Source organism: Desulfohalobium retbaense DSM 5692 (assembly GCF_000024325.1).
Lineage (GTDB): Bacteria > Desulfobacterota > Desulfovibrionia > Desulfovibrionales > Desulfohalobiaceae > Desulfohalobium > Desulfohalobium retbaense.
The window spans coordinates 2,497,762-2,514,106 of record NC_013223.1 but is presented as its reverse complement, the minus strand read 5'-3'; the positions used below and the strand labels follow the sequence as shown (position 1 = coordinate 2,514,106).

Genomic DNA, 16,345 nt, shown 5'->3' with positions numbered 1-16,345 from the left:
GCGTTTGAGGGAGCGATCATGGCTAATACGATCAAATTCGAACTCGTCACGCCCGACCGCAGTGTCGTGAGCGAGGACGTGGAATATGTCGGCGCCCCCGGGGTCAATGGCGAATTCGGGGTCCTGCCCAACCATATTCCCTTTCTCTCCGCGCTCGGGGTTGGTTCCCTGTATTTCAAGACAGGGGGACGCCGCTCCTATGTGTTCGTGGCCGGCGGGTTCGCTGAGATCTCTCCGGACAAGGTGACTGTTTTGGCTGAAGTGGCCGAAAAGGCAGAGGAAATTGATGTCGAGCGTGCCAGGAAGGCTCGTGAACGGGCGGAAAAACGGCTCCAGCAGGCTCAGGACCGGGTAGAATACGCCCGGGCCCGGGCGGCACTGGTGCGGGCCATGCAGCGCGTGACGACCCGTGAGACCGCTTCGCAAAGCAGATAGATTCGTCTTTTGGCCCCGAGGGGGCAAAACGATAATTGCGCACAAGGGGTGGGCCGGAGTACCGGCCCACCCCTTGTTTTTTAGGCCGGGACAGTCGTTGGTGGGAGCAACCGAGTTGCGTCAGGGATAAAAAAAAAATAGGATCACGACGGCGCGAAATTGGCGTTGGAGAAAAGGACACAACGTATCCCTTTTGGCGGCCGCAACACGCCTGGAACCTTTTACATTTTTGAGAGACGTGAACCGCATGGTGATCGAAACAAACAGTGATGGACGGACCGGGGCCCTCATCCTTGCCGCGGGGAAGGGGACCCGCATGCATTCGGAGCGGCCGAAGGTGCTGCAGACGATTTTGGGTGAACCCATGCTGGCCCACGTCCTGCGGGCTATTGACCCAGTGTGCCCCCAGGGCCTTGTGGTGCTGGGGCACAAGGCGGAAGAGGTCCAGACGACTTTGGATCTTCCCGATGCGCGAATTGTGACCCAAAAACAGCAGTTGGGAACCGGCCATGCTGTTCAATGCGCCTGGCCGAACATAGAGCGCCAATCCTGGAAACGGTGCGTTGTGGTTAATGGCGACGCCCCTCTTGTCCAAGTCCAGACCATCCAAGATCTGCTGTGCAAGGTTGAGAACGCCGGAGCAGCGCTTGGTTTTTTGAGTATCGAACCGCAGAACCCAGCGGGATACGGCCGGGTTGTGCGTAATGCCCAGGGACGGGTTACGGCCATTGTCGAAGCCAAGGATTTCTCCGAGCGCGAACACGGGCCGGATGCCGGAGAGGTCAATGCCGGGATTTATGTTCTGGATGTCGCCAGGATTGGTCCGCTTTTGGATCGTCTGAGCAATGCCAACGCCCAGAACGAATATTATCTGACCGATCTTATCGACATGGCCACTGCGGCGGGGGAAACGATTGTCGCTCTTAATGCTGGGCAGGACCCGAGTCTTTTAGGCGTCAACACGCCAAGCGAACTTGTGGCCTGTGAGGAGTTGTTGCGCAGCCGACTGGTCCGCCAGTGGCTGGACCAGGGTGTTCTCGTCAGGTCCCCAGAGCAGGTGCGCATTGGCGCATTGGTCCAATTGACGCCCGGCGCGGAAATATGTGGTCCGTGCACCTTGACCGGAAAGACTTCCGTGGCTGAGGGGGCTGTCGTCTCCGAATATTGCTGGCTCCATGATGCTACTGTCGGAGCTGGAGCACGTGTGTACCCTTTTTCCCATCTGGAGCGAGCCGATGTGGGGGATCTGTGCGCCGTCGGCCCCTATGCCCGGCTCCGGCCAGGGACCTGCTTGCACCGTGGGGCAAAGATCGGTAATTTTGTTGAAACCAAAAAGGCTGTCCTCGGGCCGGACAGCAAAGCCAATCATCTGAGTTATCTTGGAGATTGTGAACTGGGCAGCGGAGTCAACATCGGTGCCGGCACGATTACCTGTAATTATGACGGCGCCAACAAGCACCGGACCGATATCGGAGATGGTGTCTTTATCGGGAGCAATTCCGCCTTGGTGGCTCCGGTGCACATTGGGGACAACGCCCTGGTCGGGGCGGGGTCGACCATCACCAAGGACGTTCCGGCGAAGACCTTGGCCGTGGCGCGGGTCCGCCAAAAGAATTTGGCACTCAAACAAAAGGCCAAAGACCATGACCATGGATAACGTCCTGACTGCCTTGGAGACCAAAATCGACGCCCTTTTGGAACGGGTCCACTCCCTCGAAGAGCATAACACCAGCTTGCAGCGTCAACTCGACGAGGAACGAGAGAAGCGGGGGGCGGCGGTTGAGAGACTGGATCGCCTCTTGCAAAAACTCCAAGAGGTGACTATTGAGTAGGAAATGCCTGAATACAAGCTCACCGTTTTAGGATTGGATGTCGCGTTTAAGACCGATGCGGACGGCGAGCGGGTTCAGGCCGCCACGGATCTGCTTGAGAACCGATACCAAGAGCTCGAGGCCCGGGGACTGCGCCTGGGGAAGCAGAAATTACTCGTGTTTTTGGCCTTGGGGTTGGCGGATGATTACTTGCAAATGACAGAGCGCTTGCAGGGGCAGGATACGGAACTGCAGCGTTTGCTGGATAAAATAGATGGAACCGACAACGGGTGACCCCCCTGGGGTGTACGTGATCATAAGTATGATTTTTGAGCCAACACCTCAAAAACGGGAGCCGCTTCTTGCTGCCTGTTGAGCACACTCGCCCTCGCGAGGAGCCTGATGGCAGCTAGTGGCGCCCACCTGAAGATTCAGGTTCAAAAGATCTTGTGACACGGCTCCCCGGGGTCTGCTTTATCCCTGTCTTGCACGTCTGTTCACGTCAGTGAACCAGTATCTCCTCCTTCCAAGGCATTTCCCCTTCCCGGTATTTCGATCGGCTTGGTACACACCGGCGGAAAAGTCGCGCCACACTCCAGACTGTCAGAGTCGGCCGGCATTGCTGTGTCGCGTTTCCCTCCTGGAGTCGCGGACTTTTTCGATTTTCGTCTAACAGGGGTCCCTGTTTTGAGATACAAGGAGAGAGATTATGATCCAGTATATTGCTGTGGCCCTGATCGGGGCCCTGGTCGGCACGGCGGCGGGAGTGGTTTTGAACAAAAAAATCGCCGCCAAAAAACTGCAAGATGCCAACGTGTTGGCCGAGCGGATTCTCGACGAGTCCCGCAAGGAGGCGCAGGCCGAAAAGAAGGAGTACCTGCTTCAAGCCCAGGACGATATTTATCGTCAGAAAAAGGAAATGGAGCAGGAGCTCAAAGAGCGTGAATCGACTCTGAAAAAGCAGGAACTGCGCCTGCAGGAAAAAGAGGAACGCCTGCAATCCAAACAGGAAAGCAACAACCAGAAAGAAAGCGAAATTGTTGTCTGGGAAAAGCGGCTGACCAAACAGGAACGTGATCTGGAAGAGCGTCAACAGCAGCTCGATGAGATTATCCAGCAGCAGGAAAAAAAGCTGGAGCAGATTGCGGGACTGACCGCCGAGGAAGCGAAAAAACGCTTGCTGGCCGATATTGAGAGCAAGACCCGGCACGAGGCGGCTGCCACCATTCGTCAGATCGAGATGGAAGCCAAGGAGAATGCGGACCGCAAGGCGCGTGAAATCCTGGCCACGGCGATCCAGCGCTATGCCGGGGACTATGTTTCTGAACACACGGTCACGGCGGTGGAACTGCCCAGCGAAGATATGAAAGGCCGGATCATTGGCCGTGAAGGGCGCAATATTCGGGCAATTGAAGCGGCCACCGGCGTGGATCTGATCATCGACGATACCCCGGAAACCGTGGTCCTGTCCGCGTTCAGCCCCTTGCGCCGCGAGATCGCCAAGCGAGCCCTGGAACGATTGATCAGCGATGGCCGGATTCATCCGGCGCGCATTGAAGACATGGTCAAGAAGGTGGAGCAGGAGATGGAGGTCAAGCTCCGCGAAATCGGGGAGCAGGCCACATTTGACGTGGGGGTCCACGGAATCCATCCGGAACTGGTCCGTTTGCTTGGCCATTTGCATTACCGCACGAGCTTTTCGCAGAATGTCCTGCACCACTCTCTGGATGTGGCCTTCTTGTGCGGGATCATGGCCGCCGAACTCGGCCTGGATGTGAAAAAGGCCAAACGCGCTGGATTGTTGCACGACCTCGGCAAGGCCGTCGATCATGAGGTCGAAGGACCCCACGCGGTCATCGGAGCGGATCTGGCCAAAAAGTACAACGAATCTGAAGAAATCGTCCACGCCATCTCCGCCCACCACGAAGACGTCCCCCCGAAATCCGTACTAGATGTGCTGGTCCAGGCTGCGGACAGCCTTTCCGGCGCCCGCCCCGGTGCGCGCAAGGAATTGCTCCAGAATTATGTCAAACGCCTCGAGGAACTCGAGGGCGTGGCCTCCGGGTTCGACGGGGTCAGCAAGGCCTACGCTATTCAGGCCGGCCGGGAGTTACGGGTGGTGGTCGATTGCGAACGCCTCGGCGACGACAGCACCTATCTGCTCTGCAAGGACATCGCCAAGCAGGTGGAGGAGAAATTGACGTATCCTGGACAGATCAAGGTGACCTGTATCCGGGAGCGCCGGGCTGTGGAAATTGCCAAATAACGACGTTGAAGCGAGAGAGCGAGAAGTGATGGAGCGTGACATGCAGGAGGCCGTGGAACTGATCCGCCGGGGCAGTGAGGAGATCATTAACGAAGAGGAACTCCTCGAACGGCTACGAGGCGACCGTCCCTTGACCATTAAGGCCGGCTTCGATCCCACGGCCCCGGATTTGCATCTTGGGCACACGGTCTTGATCCAAAAACTCAAGCATTTTCAAGAGCTCGGGCACAACGTGGTCTTTTTGATCGGAGATTTCACCGGCATGATCGGAGATCCGAGCGGGAAGTCCGAGACGCGAAAGGCCCTGACCCGCGAAGAGGTCCGGATCAACGCCGAGACCTACAAACGGCAGATATTCCGGATCCTGGACCGGGAGAAAACCAGGATCGCCTTCAATGCAGAGTGGATGGACAGCTTCAGCGCAGCGGACTTCGTCCACTTGTGCTCCCAGTATACAGTGGCCCGGATGTTGGAACGCGATGACTTCGCCAAACGGTACCAGGCCAACAAGCCGATCTCCGTGCATGAGTTTTTGTACCCCCTCGTTCAGGGCTACGATTCCGTAGCTCTACAGGCCGATGTCGAGCTCGGCGGCACGGACCAGAAATTCAATCTGCTCATGGGGCGGACTCTCCAACGGGAATACGGACAGACTCCGCAGGTGATTTTGACCATGCCTATTTTGGAGGGGCTCGACGGTGTCCAGAAGATGAGCAAATCCCTGGGCAATTATGTGGGCATTGAAGAGCCGGCCCAGGATATGTTCGGCAAACTCATGTCCATTTCGGACGAGCTTATGTGGCGGTATTTCGAGCTGCTATCCGATCTGAGCCTGGAGGCCATTGCCGCCCTGCAGGCACAGGTGGCTTCTGGTGAACTCCACCCGAAAGCGGCCAAGGAACAGCTCGCCTTTGAAATTACTGAACGGTTCCACTCCACGGCTGAGGCCGAAAAGGCTAAAGCCAATTTTGCCAACGTCTTCAGTCAGCACCAGCTGCCTGAGGACATGCCCGAGATCCGGATCGCCCCTGAAGAAGCCTCGGTTATTGCGACCATCGACCACAGCGGACTGTGCGCCTCCCGGGCCGAAATCAAGCGGTTGTGCAAACAGGGGGCTGTCACCTGCGATGGAGAGAAGGTCACGGCGTTCGGGGACATGCTTGCCCCTGGTGAGCATGTCTTCAAGATCGGCAAGAAACGGTTCTTCAAGGCGGTGGTCAGCGAGGAGTCCCAGGCGTGAGTTCCCCTCAGGTCGACCGCTCTGTTTCCCTGGGTCGTCAACTGCGGGTGATGGCTCGGATGGTCAAAGTTGAGCACTCTGTTTTTGCCTTGCCCTTCGCCTATATCGGGATTTTTCTGGCCGCCGGAGGCTGGCCCGGTGCGCGGCCGTTTTGGCTTTTGACCCTGGCCATGGTTGCAGTCCGCTCTTTTGCCATGGTCGTCAACCGGCTGGTCGATCTGCCGTTTGACCGGCACAATCCGCGGACAATGGATCGCCCCCTGGTAACTGGAGAAATCCGGCCCTGGGGGGCAGTGGCTGCGATCGTGGTCTGTGCCGTGGTATTTTGGGGCGCGGCTTCCGCCCTGAATCCTTTGTGTAAGGCGCTGGCTCCCTGGGCCCTGGTCTGGGCCGCCGGTTACAGTCTGGCCAAACGGTTTACCTGGTTGACCCATTTCTGGCTCGGTTCCGTGTTGGCCCTGGCCCCGCTGGCCGGCTGGATCGCCTTCGACCCCGCGTTTGTCCCCACAGCCGGGCTTTTTTTCTGGGGAGTGCTTTTTTGGGTTGCCGGGTTTGATATCCTCTATTCCTGTCAGGACGTGGCGATCGACAGATTTATGGGGCTGCATTCGGTGCCGGCGCGGTTCGGTGTTGGTCCGGCGTTGCTGCTCGCGTGCTTTGCCCATATCGTCGCGAGCCTTTTTTTTCTTATGGCCGGCTGGTCCGCAGGACTCGGCCCTGTCTATTTCGGGGCCTGGGCTGTGGTGACCCTCTTGCTTATAGGGGAGCACCTGCTTCTCGCCGAAGACGATTTGAGTCGTATCAATGTGGCCTTTTTTACTTTCAACGGGGTCATCGCCATAGTGCTTGGTCTTGGAGTCGTCGTGGAGACGTTGTTGTAAGCGACCGCGAATGCCTGCGGCCTTGATTGATCCGGGCATTGCAAACTTCACGGGTGCGTGCAGAGACAACACCCCCGACTCTTGAAAGTGCCGGGGGTGTTTTACGTGAGCGAACTTTTTCTGTCGGAACTGTGGCTCCCGTCTTGTCTTATCTGGACATGTTTGGCAATCTACACTAAAGCCGAGTTATAAGGCCTAATAAGAATGCGCCAAGGAGGTGGAAAATGGCCGAGATTAAGAAGATTCTATGCGCGGTGGATCTTTCGGATATCAGCCCCAAGATCGCCGATTACGCGAAGACACTGGCCCAGCTTTCAGGAGCATCTGTCCAGGTCGTGTATGTGGCCCCCTCCCTGAGTCAATATGTCGGCTTCCATGTTCCCCCGAGCTCCATTGAAACCTTTGTTGGTGAAATCGTGACCGGTGCCGAGCAGACCATGGAGAATTTTGTCGAAGAAAACTTCGCCGGAATCGAGGCCGACGGCTATGTGGTCACGGGATACGCCGCAGAGGAAGTGCTCCGGTTTGCCCAGGAACAGGGATGCGACCTGATCGTCATGGGCACGCACGGCAGGACCGGCATAGATCGCATTTTGTTTGGTTCCGTGGCTGAAAAGGTAGTCAAAAGCGCTCCGATCCCGGTGTTGACACTGCGGCCTGAAAAAAAGGAAGAGTAGAGACCAAAACCCCCGCCGAAAGACTGATGCCGGCGGGGGTTTTATGTGAACAACGGACAATTGGGGGGACGCCGTGGGCTTAGGAAAACTTTGGCCAAAAAAGCGGGGGGCTTGTGGATTGGACCTGGGCAGTGCCTGGGTCAAGGCTGTCCGGATGGTGCCCGGTAAGGCCGGCCCGCAGCTGGAACGACTCGGCCGGGTACCCTGGCCGCGACAGGACAACGAGGCCACGGACGCCAAGGCCGAACGCCTCCGCCAATTGTGGCAGGCGCTGGAACTCAAAGACAAAGTCGTCACTTCCTCAATGGCCGGACACGCCGTGATTGTGAAGCGCGTGCGCTTCGCCAAGGACAGGATCCGACACCTCGCCGCCGAAGTCCAGAAAGAGGCGAAGCAATACATCCCCTTCGATATCAACGACGTCTACCTCGACTTCCAGGATCTGGGACCTGAATCGGAACAGGCGGGGTTCCATCAGGTTTTGCTGGTGGCCAGCAAGAAAAAGATGGTCCACGAGGTCCAAAATGTGCTCTCGGCAGCCGGGCTGGGATTGTCGGTTCTGGATGTCGATGCCTTTGCGCTGACCAATTGTTTTACCTTCAATTATCCTGAGTGGAGCGACAAACCGACCTATCTGCTCGATATCGGCGCCCAGCAGTCCGTCTTTTGCGTTTGTGCTCAAGGGCGTCCTCTGTTTTTACGCGAAATCGCATTTGGCGGACATCAGATCACCGAACGGTTGGCGCGGACGTTGGAGATTACCAAAACCGAGGCTGAAAAACTCAAAGTCAACGGTCCCAAGGAGGAGGACGCGAGCAATATCGCCACCGTCCAGGATGTCTTGAATAAGGTGTTTGCCGATTGGGCCCAGGAAATCCAGCGCATGCTCACTTTTTACCAATCCTCGGAAAGCGGCGGATTGACGTCGACGCGGATGCTCCTATCCGGCGGCGGAAGTCTTATTTCCGGTTTACCTGAGCGGTTTGCCGAACGATTGGAGATGGAGGTCGGGCTTCTCGATCCTTTCCGGCGGATCAATATCTCGCCGAATCTTTTCGATCGAAATTATCTGACTCGCACCGGGCCGCAGTTTGCGGTGGGCACGGGGCTTGCCCTGCGACAAGCCGTATAGGAGAGAGAGATGATCCGCATAAATCTCTTGCCGCAACAAAAGCGGGCCAAAGCGTCCCAAGCCGGGAAGGAACTCGCCTTTCTGGTTTTTCTGTTTTGTGTGCTCCTGGGAGGCATCGGGGGGACGCAGTATTGGATGCACCGGGAAATCCAGACCCTCGAAGAGCATATCGCCACCAAGACCACCCGGAAAAACGAACTTTTTGAGCAAATTCGCCATCTGCGCCAGCAGGAGAAGGAACTCGCCTCCCTTGAAGAACGCATTCAGGCCATCAAGATCATCCGGGAGGCCCAGGGATTGCCGGTCCGGTATCTCGACGCGCTGGTCTCTTTGCTGCCTGAGGACGAAATCTGGTTCGAATCACTGCAATTTTCCCGCAGCAGGGGGATCAGCCTGCGCGGCGTGGCCTTGGATAACCAAGCCTTTGCCCAATATGTCCAGCAGCTGAGGGAGTCTCCGTATATTCAGTCCATCCAGACCCGCCGGACCTCTCGCCGCCGGGTGCAGAATCTGGATCTGGTGGAATTCCAGACGGAGATCAGTACTGGAGAGCCTGAAGACAAAGGGGAGGAAGGACGTGGCTAAGCCAGATTCGAAAAGTCTCCTGAGCCGGTATGAGGCTGTGCCGCGTAAGCGCCGCATTCTCCTTTTTGTCCTGCTCCTTGCGGCTGTGGCTGGCGCGTATTGGTACTTTCTGTTCCAGCCCCAATGGGAACAACGGCAGGCCCACCACAAGACGATCCAGGAGCTCGATTCCCAGATCGCCACGTATCAGACGAAAATCGCGCGCTTGCCTGAGATCGAGAAGAATCTCGCCAAGCGGCAGCGAGAATGGACGTATGCGCAATCCCTTTTGCCGGAGAGCAGCCAGGAAGTGGAGGAGTTGCTCGCTTCCATCGAACGGTTGGGCAAGGATGTTGGGGTCGAATTCTTGCTTTTCGCCCCCGGCCGGGAAGAGGTGCAACAATTTTACGCCTCCCGTAATGTCGACGTGCGCCTCCGGGGGCAATTTCACAGTCTGATGCGCTTTTTCAGCCGCCTTTCTCATCTGGACCGCTTGGTTCGGCTGGAAAGCCTGCGCCTGCGGCCCCAGGGCAAAGGGGAGCAGCTTGAACTGGCTGTGGACAGCGATATCTCCATGTACCGTGCTTTGACAGAGGCTGAGATCGCCGCGCGGGATGCAAAGAAGCAATAGATTGTTTGCTTCCTGGAGCCTGGCGAGCGCCCAACGCAGTAGCGGAGAACCGAGATGAAAGTTTTGCAGAACCTGCCGTGCCGGAGGTGGCCCCGATGGGGACTCATTGGATTGAGTGGTGCCGTGTCACTGGTTTTGGCCTTTCCTGCGGTCGCGGCAGAGATTGCCGAGGGCCAGGACCCGCCGGGGTGGCTGGAACCACAAACCCCTGTCTATGATGCCACTGGAAAGGCAGATCCCTTCCAATCCTTTGTCCGGCAGGAAGAAGCGCAGGTCCAGGGGCCACAACGGGCTGAACCTCAGCGCCCCTTGACGCCGCTGGAGAAGGTGGCGGTCTCCCAACTCCGCCTCGTCGGGGTCATCGTCCGCCCGGGGGCGGGCGAGACGCCGTTGGCGATGGTGGAACTGCCTGACGGCAAAGGATTTCTGGTCCGTCCCGGTACCAGGATCGGACGCAATCAGGGCGAGGTCGTGGCCATTACCTCAAAGGCGATCATGGTCCAAGAGACTGTTGTGGATGTTTTTGGCGAGGAAAAAGAGCGCACGGTCACTTTAAAGTTGCACCCTTCCTCTGGAGAGAACGATGGTAGCACGTAGGGCGAAGAAAGCGATGTCTTGGTTCAGATTGGGGGCCACGGGCGCACTCTGCCTTTTTTTTCTGGCACAACTCAGCGCTTGTGGCGGGTCCACCACCTCTGTAGCTCAATCTTCAGCCCTGGACGCAGCGCAGCAGGCTCCTTCGGAAGCGGCCACGAAGGACCGGGTTGGCGCTACGGGCGACTCCCTCGCCATGCAGATCCGCCAGGAGCAGGGACAGGTTGTCCTGGACATCCCTGTTGCCGCAGAGACTGAAGTGGCCGCCGACTATACCCATCCCGATTTTGTTTTGCAGCTGAGTTCGCCGTTGCCAGCAATGAGCGTGCCCCGGCCGGAGACGGATCTCCTTCAGGCGGTGCGTATAGGGGCAACTCGGCAACAGGTCAGGCTGGAACTGACCCGGAAAATCCAGTTTCTCCTTTCCCGGCCGGAGGCAGGTCGCCTTCAGGTGCTGCTTGTGCCCCGGGAAGCAGAGAGTATGGCCCAATCCGCCAGCCCGCAGCAGGCTGCAGGAGCAAAACTGGAAGAGGTCCGGTTCTCAGAAACAGAAAGCGGTGAACTCGCGGTCTCCGTTGAGGCAAGCGGTGTGCTGCGGCATACGGTGCGTGACAGTTCCGCGTCGAGTGTGGAGATCCTCTTTCCGGATCTGAAAGTTCCCCAGCATCTGGCCAAGCTGTATCGCCTGGAAAAATTCAACGCCCCTGTGCGCTCGGCCTTGATGCGTCAAGTCGAAGACGGAGCGCTTTTGACCTGCGCCCTGAGTGCGCCAGTGCCGTTCCGGATTCAGGAAGACACGCGTTTGCTGCGGATTCTCTTCGATCAGGCCCCATTGGCGGGGAAAGAGACGGAGCCGGCTGATTTTACACCGAAGGAATCGTCCTCCACAGACCGCAATGAAATGGACTATATGGCCGGAGAACCGCTTTTCCCCGGCATGGATCGCAATTATAGCGGTGAAACTATTTCCATCGACCTCCAGGATGCTGATGTGGAGCATGTCTTGCGTCTGCTGGCCTCCATGGCGGACAAGAATCTGATTATTGACGAAGGCGTCCAGGGATCGATTTCCCTCAAGCTTGAAGAGGTTCCTTGGGATCAAGCTCTTGATCTCGTTTTGCTGCAAAGCGACTTGGGGATGGTCGAGCGGGGCAATATTATCCGCATCGCTCCAGCCAATACCCTGGCAGAGGAACGAGAACGTATCCGGCAAGCGCGCCAAAAGGCCCTGGAAGCCCAGCAGAAAATCCAGGAACTGGAACCGCTGCAGACCGAATTCATCCAGATCAACTATACCACGGCCAGCGCCCTGCGCCCGCAGCTTCAGGAGTTTCTCTCCGAACGGGGGCGCATCGGTCAGGACGCCAGGACCAACACCTTGATCGTTTCCGATACCCGGGACAATATCCGCAAGGTCCGCAGCGTCATCGACCGGTTGGACCGGCCCGAGCCCCAAGTCCTGATCGAGGCCCGGATCGTCTATGCCAAAGACGCATTTAAACGCAGTCTTGGGGTCTCCCTGGCTGGCGAGTACTATGATGATGTCGGAGCGGTTGGCCAATACGAAAAAAGCCTCAGCGCCGGGGTCCTGCAAGGCTTTACTCCTGAGGTGAGCACCGTGAATATGCAAGGCGCTCTGGACAAGATCTCGGGAATTGATCTTTTTGAGTTGGATGCCCAGTTGAAATTAGGCGAACTCAAGGGGGTAACCAAGACCATTTCCTCACCGCGGCTGGTGACGCTGAACAACCAGCAGGCGGAGATCTCCCAGGGGATCAAGATCGCCAACGAATCGGAGTCGGAAAGCGGTGGAACGGACATCGAGTATACCGAAGCCACCCTCAAGCTGGCGGTGCAACCCCAGATCACCCCGGACGACAAGGTTATCCTCGATCTGGATATCGCTGATGACAGTCCGACGGAAAACGGCGAAGATATTGAAACCCGCACTGCTCGGACGAAGCTTCTTGTTGAAAACCAGGAGACTGTGGTTTTGGGTGGTGTGTATCAGGTCATCGAAAATAATGAAAAGAACCAGGTCCCCGGACTTGGCGACGTCCCGTTGCTGGGGTGGCTGTTCAAAACCGATAACGTCAATAACGAAAACCGGGAATTGCTGATCTTTATCCGCCCGACGATTCTGGAGTAGGTTGTGCGTTTGACCTTTCCGTCGCTCGCCAAATTCGCCTCAGTCTGGCAGGAGGATTTCCTGGGACAGCAGGGGTTCCTCCTGCCTCCGAAATACGATATGCCCCTGGGCCAGGAAGTCGACCTTGAAGTCCTGGTCCAGGACGAAAAATGGGGCCGGGCCCGCATGCTCCCGATCTGGAGCAATCGGTATGGTCCCAATACCGAGGCCACCCCGCAAGGCGTATTTTTGCGTCTTATCCGGGCTGATGATGCCATGGAGCGGCGATTACGCGGATTATAATCCGGACGAGCCATGCGCATGTCCTGGCCGGTTCAACCCTCCAGCTGGCAGGAATACGGCCCAATGGTGACGCTCGTTGAGACAACGGATGTTGCGACCGGCCAACCGTTCTTGCCGTTTTTGAGAAGGGCAAACGGTTGCGCAGGCGAAAATGGTGCCGGGCGGGATTTCGGACCATTGGCGGTCCTGGTGGCAATCCCTTTTTACGGCTGTGGCCGGTCCTTCGGGGCCGGTTTTTTGTTTTGGGACCGTACCCGGAGTTGCCGGTTCAAGATACTGTCGAGAGTGGAAGCCTGTTTTTTTTTGCAGGGACAGACGATTGCAAAACGGCCATCTGGCCTGACGAAGCAGTGGAGTGTATCCGTATGGCAAAGTTTTCCCGTGTGCGACCGGAGATTGCCGGTTTGAAACCCTATACCCCTGGGCTGTCTATCGAAGAAATCAAGGATCGGTATGCATTGACCACTGTGTGCAAGATGGCCAGCAACGAAAATCCACTAGGCACCTCGCCGCTGGTCCAGGAGGCGTTGTGCCGGTTTGCGCCGTATGCCTTTCGCTATCCGCGCGGCGGATGTCCGGATTTGAGTGCGGCTTTGGCCAAAGTGCTGGGGGTCCCCGGGGAGTGCGTCGTGGTCGGCAACGGTTCGGATGAATTGATTGATCTCTTGATCCGAACCACGCTGCGCCCCGAAAAGGACAATATGGTCGTTTTTGATCCCAGCTTTAGTATTTATCGGATGCAGGCCACCTTGTGCGGTGTGGAATGCCGACAGGTTCCGCTTGAGCAGGACCTGACATTTGACTTTGATCGGTTGCTGGAGCAGGTGGATTCCCGAACCGGGCTGGTTTTCGTGACCAACCCGGACAATCCGTCCGGCCACGCCGTACCTGCGGCGCAGCTTATGGAACTCGCCCGGTCCCTGCCTCAGCAGTGTCTGCTGGTAGTGGACGAGGCGTATATTGAATTCGCCGAAAACGGCATCTCCCCCCTGGCCGATTGGGATGCACACGGAAATATCGTCTTGCTGCGCACCTTTTCGAAACTCTATGGGCTGGCCGGTTTGCGCCTGGGCTACGGGATCATGCCGGATTGGTTGGCCGAGGCCGTACTGCGGATCAAATTGCCCTTTAGCGTCAACCTGTTGGCTGAAAAGGCAGGCGTCGCCGCGCTGGAAGACACCGCCTTCTATACCCGGACCAGGGAGGTCGTTGGCGAGGGACGGCGTATCTTGAGCGCGGGGTTGCGGGAGTTGGGCTGCGAGGTCAGTCCGTCACAGGCCAATTTCCTCCTCTTCCGTCCCCCGATGCCCGCGCGCGAGGTTTTCGAGCGTCTGCTGGCCAAAGGGATCATCATCCGCCCCCTGACCAGCTACGGCCTGGAAGATGCTCTGCGTGTCAGTGTCGGTACCGCTCATGAGAATTCCAGATTCCTTGAAGCCATGCAGGAGATAGTCCATGCCCGCTAAGCGGCCGTTGATCGTGACTCTGGACGGACCGGCAGGTGCCGGGAAATCCACAGTGGCCAAGGCTGTGGCCGACGCCTTAGAAATCGCCTATCTTGATACCGGGGCCATGTTTCGCAGCGTGGCCTGGGCCCTTGGTGCAGATTCCTGGCAAATGGACCATGAGAGCCTTGTCCGGGCCCTCGAATCGATGGAATTTGATCTTCACGGCCAGGGACCGGCGTCCTATTTGACCTTGAACGGCCAGCCGATGGGCGCGGATATCCGTACGGAAACCGTGGGGATGTGGGCCTCGCATATCGCACAGCTCCTGCCGGTGCGAGAGAAACTCAAGCAGGACCAGCGTCGTCTGGGGGCAAAGCGGGATCTTGTGGCCGAGGGCCGAGACATGGGTAGCGTGGTCTTCCCTGAGGCGTGCTGCAAGTTTTTCCTTGTCGCCAGCGCTGAAGAGCGGGCCCGGCGGCGGTGGGAGCAATTACGGCAAATGGGACAAGACCCCTCTTATGAGGGATTGGTCCAGCAGATCCGTCAGCGTGACGCCCAGGACTCCCAGCGGGAATTCGCTCCGTTGCGCGCGGCCGAGGACGCTATGGAGATCGATACTACGACCCGTTCAGCCCAGGAGGTGGTGGAGCGTATCGTGGAACTGGTCCAAAGACGGCGAAAGGGAACTCCGGGAATGCCGGGGGAATGACCAACCTCGGAGCAGGATCTGAACGCGAAGACGTACAACCGCCCTGCTGGTGCTCCCGGCGGGGCGGTTGTACGTGGTCTGGCAGGGGGGTTAGCCGCTTTGCTCCGTCGGCTCGTCGGCGGGAGTGGTCTTTTTGACTTGGTCCCAGAGCGTGTCCTGGGCCTCGAGTTCGAGGTCGGCAATATGTTCGCCCTGTTCGGCGGCCAAATGTTCCATGGCCTCAAAGCGGCGGAGGAATTTCTGATTGGCCTTGTGCAAAGCGGCATTGGCCTTCAGGCCGTGGCGGCGGCCCATTTCGACCAGGGTGAACAGGAGGTCGCCAAACTCTTGCTCCATGGCTTCATGGGAGCCGGTGTCTTTGGCCTCCTGCCACTCTTGCCATTCCCCGTGCAGGTGCGTTTCGAGTTCCGCGAGGGAGCCCCAGGTAAATCCAGCCCGGGCGGCCTTGGAATGCAGCCGGTAGGCCTTGGTCAGTGGCGGGAGGCTGGAGGGCAAAGAGGCGAAGACCCCCTGGGCTTTCTTGTCTTTCTTTTTTTGTTCCCGGCGTTTGATTTTTTCCCAGGTGGCAAAGAGGTCCTCACGGCTCTCGAGGGACTTGTCGCCAAAAACGTGGGGATGGCGGGCGCGCATCTTGGTGGCGTTGGTCTGGAAGATATCATTGAGGGTGAAGGCGTCGCGTTGTTCGAAGAGCGTGGCCATGAAATACAGGAGGAAGAAGACGTCCCCGAGTTCCTCTTCGGTCTCCTCGATATCTCCGGCGCGAACCGCTTCCACCAGTTCAAAGCATTCCTCGATCAGGTATTCGCACAATGATTGCGGGGTTTGTTCCTTATCCCAGGGGCACCCGCCCGGCCCGAGGAGTTCGCGGATTGTCGCCAGCAACGGTGTGGAGGCGTCGGCCATGTCTGATTACTCCTTCGGCGTTGTATCGCGCAGTTTTTGCAGCCAGTGTTCCTGCCAGGATTGCTGCAGGCTCTGGCTTTTTTGATCAAAAGTTTCCCGGAGGTCATCCGGGATGAGACCGGTCACGGTGCTGGTGAAGCGGTGGACATACGGGGCGGTTTGCGAGTCGCGAAGCACGGGGGTGTTGTCTGGTAAAAATGTGGTCATGACGAAGAGGACGATACTGCACAACAATCCCGCTTTGACCAGCCCGGAAATACCACCCAGAATCCGGTCCACTCCCCCCAACAGGGTAATGTGCAGCAGTTTGCGGATTGCGCTGCCAATGAAGAACACCGCTGCGATCACTGTGAGCAGGATGAGCGTATAGCTGACGATCTGGGTGTAAGGCGGATTGGGGAGCAGGGGCTTGAGATAGGGTTCCAGAACCGGGTAGTAGGTGTTCGCGGCGAAAAAGCCGGCGATGAGGCTGAGAATAGAGGTCAGTTCCCGGATCAGGCCGCGAAACAGGCCGCGAACAAGACCCAGCACCAGCACGAGTAGAAAAAAGATATCCAGTCCGTTCATCTTTGCTCCCGCTGCGACCGTGAGGGACCATTGACAGGTTATAGGGGAGTACCTAC

18 protein-coding genes and 1 other RNA gene are annotated in these 16,345 nt (G+C 57.7%); 17 read left to right on the top strand and 2 right to left on the bottom strand.

Annotated elements, in window-relative coordinates; translation table 11 throughout:
- Positions 1–18: 18 nt before the first annotated feature.
- The 17 genes from DRET_RS11065 to cmk all read left to right on the top strand — a co-directional run bounded on the left by DRET_RS11065 (position 19) and on the right by cmk (position 14,819).
- On the top strand, positions 19–435 hold the full coding sequence (locus tag DRET_RS11065; RefSeq protein WP_015752636.1) for a F0F1 ATP synthase subunit epsilon: 417 nt from the start codon (positions 19–21) through the stop codon (positions 433–435).
- 247 nt (positions 436–682) lie between these two features.
- Positions 683–2,092 carry a bifunctional UDP-N-acetylglucosamine diphosphorylase/glucosamine-1-phosphate N-acetyltransferase GlmU gene (gene glmU / locus DRET_RS11060; RefSeq protein WP_015752635.1) on the top strand — a complete coding sequence of 470 codons (1,410 nt, stop codon included), beginning with the start codon at positions 683–685 and terminating at the stop codon, positions 2,090–2,092.
- Positions 2,079–2,267 (top strand): hypothetical protein, encoded by a 189-nt coding sequence (locus DRET_RS11055; RefSeq protein ID WP_015752634.1) that lies wholly within the window; start codon positions 2,079–2,081, stop codon positions 2,265–2,267. The genes glmU and DRET_RS11055 overlap by 14 nt, the downstream gene beginning before the upstream one ends.
- A 3-nt stretch (positions 2,268–2,270) precedes the next feature.
- Positions 2,271–2,540, top strand: coding sequence for a cell division protein ZapA (locus DRET_RS11050; protein WP_015752633.1), 270 nt, complete (start codon positions 2,271–2,273; stop codon positions 2,538–2,540).
- Positions 2,540–2,719, top strand: a non-coding RNA gene (gene ssrS, locus DRET_RS13495) — 6S RNA. Before DRET_RS11050 ends, ssrS begins: the two co-directional genes overlap by 1 nt.
- A 236-nt stretch (positions 2,720–2,955) precedes the next feature.
- Entirely contained in the window at positions 2,956–4,512 is a 1,557-nt protein-coding gene (gene rny / locus DRET_RS11045) for a ribonuclease Y (protein ID WP_015752632.1), read from the top strand.
- Between the two features lie 28 nt (positions 4,513–4,540).
- Entirely contained in the window at positions 4,541–5,752 is a 1,212-nt protein-coding gene (gene tyrS / locus DRET_RS11040) for a tyrosine--tRNA ligase (protein ID WP_041282023.1), read from the top strand.
- A gap of 50 nt (positions 5,753–5,802) precedes the next feature.
- On the top strand, positions 5,803–6,633 hold the full coding sequence (locus DRET_RS11035; RefSeq protein ID WP_041282627.1) for a 4-hydroxybenzoate octaprenyltransferase: 831 nt from the start codon (positions 5,803–5,805) through the stop codon (positions 6,631–6,633).
- A 224-nt stretch (positions 6,634–6,857) separates the two neighbouring features.
- Positions 6,858–7,310 (top strand): universal stress protein, encoded by a 453-nt coding sequence (locus DRET_RS11030; RefSeq protein ID WP_015752629.1) that lies wholly within the window; start codon positions 6,858–6,860, stop codon positions 7,308–7,310.
- Between the two features lie 73 nt (positions 7,311–7,383).
- Positions 7,384–8,442, top strand: coding sequence for a type IV pilus assembly protein PilM (pilM, locus tag DRET_RS11025; RefSeq protein WP_083777236.1), 1,059 nt, complete (start codon positions 7,384–7,386; stop codon positions 8,440–8,442).
- Between the two features lie 9 nt (positions 8,443–8,451).
- Positions 8,452–9,027, top strand: a complete 576-nt coding sequence (locus DRET_RS13130; RefSeq protein ID WP_015752627.1) for a PilN domain-containing protein — start codon at positions 8,452–8,454, stop codon at positions 9,025–9,027.
- Positions 9,020–9,637 (top strand): type IV pilus inner membrane component PilO, encoded by a 618-nt coding sequence (locus tag DRET_RS11015; protein WP_015752626.1) that lies wholly within the window; start codon positions 9,020–9,022, stop codon positions 9,635–9,637. Before DRET_RS13130 ends, DRET_RS11015 begins: the two co-directional genes overlap by 8 nt.
- Before the next feature lie 54 nt (positions 9,638–9,691).
- Entirely contained in the window at positions 9,692–10,234 is a 543-nt protein-coding gene (locus DRET_RS13125; RefSeq protein WP_015752625.1) for a pilus assembly protein PilP, read from the top strand.
- A gap of 13 nt (positions 10,235–10,247) precedes the next feature.
- Positions 10,248–12,380: a type IV pilus secretin PilQ gene (locus tag DRET_RS13120; protein WP_052293303.1), complete on the top strand. Its 2,133-nt coding sequence runs from the start codon at positions 10,248–10,250 to the stop codon at positions 12,378–12,380.
- A 3-nt stretch (positions 12,381–12,383) separates the two neighbouring features.
- A complete protein-coding gene (locus tag DRET_RS11000) occupies positions 12,384–12,662 on the top strand; it encodes a hypothetical protein (protein WP_015752623.1) in 279 nt (92 codons plus the stop codon).
- 365 nt (positions 12,663–13,027) lie between these two features.
- Positions 13,028–14,128, top strand: coding sequence for a histidinol-phosphate transaminase (gene hisC / locus DRET_RS10995; RefSeq protein WP_015752622.1), 1,101 nt, complete (start codon positions 13,028–13,030; stop codon positions 14,126–14,128).
- Positions 14,118–14,819, top strand: a complete 702-nt coding sequence (gene cmk, locus DRET_RS10990) for a (d)CMP kinase (protein ID WP_015752621.1) — start codon at positions 14,118–14,120, stop codon at positions 14,817–14,819. Before hisC ends, cmk begins: the two co-directional genes overlap by 11 nt.
- A 90-nt stretch (positions 14,820–14,909) precedes the next feature.
- Here cmk and mazG read toward each other — a convergent pair whose 3' ends face one another.
- Positions 14,910–15,722 carry a nucleoside triphosphate pyrophosphohydrolase gene (gene mazG / locus DRET_RS10985; protein ID WP_015752620.1) on the bottom strand — a complete coding sequence of 271 codons (813 nt, stop codon included), beginning with the start codon at positions 15,720–15,722 and terminating at the stop codon, positions 14,910–14,912.
- Between the two features lie 6 nt (positions 15,723–15,728).
- Entirely contained in the window at positions 15,729–16,289 is a 561-nt protein-coding gene (locus DRET_RS10980) for a CvpA family protein (protein ID WP_015752619.1), read from the bottom strand.
- Positions 16,290–16,345: the final 56 nt, after the last annotated feature.

What these genes read in the sequence shown, in the direction of transcription:
- DRET_RS11065 (WP_015752636.1), top strand. Translation starts at nt 19, where the DNA reads ATGGCTAATACGATCAAATTCGAACTCGTCACGCCCGACCGCAGTGTC.
- glmU (WP_015752635.1), top strand. Translation starts at nt 683, where the DNA reads ATGGTGATCGAAACAAACAGTGATGGACGGACCGGGGCCCTCATCCTT.
- DRET_RS11055 (WP_015752634.1), top strand. Translation starts at nt 2,079, where the DNA reads ATGACCATGGATAACGTCCTGACTGCCTTGGAGACCAAAATCGACGCC.
- DRET_RS11050 (WP_015752633.1), top strand. Translation starts at nt 2,271, where the DNA reads ATGCCTGAATACAAGCTCACCGTTTTAGGATTGGATGTCGCGTTTAAG.
- rny (WP_015752632.1), top strand. Translation starts at nt 2,956, where the DNA reads ATGATCCAGTATATTGCTGTGGCCCTGATCGGGGCCCTGGTCGGCACG.
- tyrS (WP_041282023.1), top strand. Translation starts at nt 4,541, where the DNA reads ATGGAGCGTGACATGCAGGAGGCCGTGGAACTGATCCGCCGGGGCAGT.
- DRET_RS11035 (WP_041282627.1), top strand. Translation starts at nt 5,803, where the DNA reads ATGGCTCGGATGGTCAAAGTTGAGCACTCTGTTTTTGCCTTGCCCTTC.
- DRET_RS11030 (WP_015752629.1), top strand. Translation starts at nt 6,858, where the DNA reads ATGGCCGAGATTAAGAAGATTCTATGCGCGGTGGATCTTTCGGATATC.
- DRET_RS13130 (WP_015752627.1), top strand. Translation starts at nt 8,452, where the DNA reads ATGATCCGCATAAATCTCTTGCCGCAACAAAAGCGGGCCAAAGCGTCC.
- DRET_RS13125 (WP_015752625.1), top strand. Translation starts at nt 9,692, where the DNA reads ATGAAAGTTTTGCAGAACCTGCCGTGCCGGAGGTGGCCCCGATGGGGA.
- DRET_RS13120 (WP_052293303.1), top strand. Translation starts at nt 10,248, where the DNA reads ATGTCTTGGTTCAGATTGGGGGCCACGGGCGCACTCTGCCTTTTTTTT.
- hisC (WP_015752622.1), top strand. Translation starts at nt 13,028, where the DNA reads ATGGCAAAGTTTTCCCGTGTGCGACCGGAGATTGCCGGTTTGAAACCC.
- cmk (WP_015752621.1), top strand. Translation starts at nt 14,118, where the DNA reads ATGCCCGCTAAGCGGCCGTTGATCGTGACTCTGGACGGACCGGCAGGT.
- mazG (WP_015752620.1), bottom strand. Translation starts at nt 15,722, where the DNA reads ATGGCCGACGCCTCCACACCGTTGCTGGCGACAATCCGCGAACTCCTC.
- DRET_RS10980 (WP_015752619.1), bottom strand. Translation starts at nt 16,289, where the DNA reads ATGAACGGACTGGATATCTTTTTTCTACTCGTGCTGGTGCTGGGTCTT.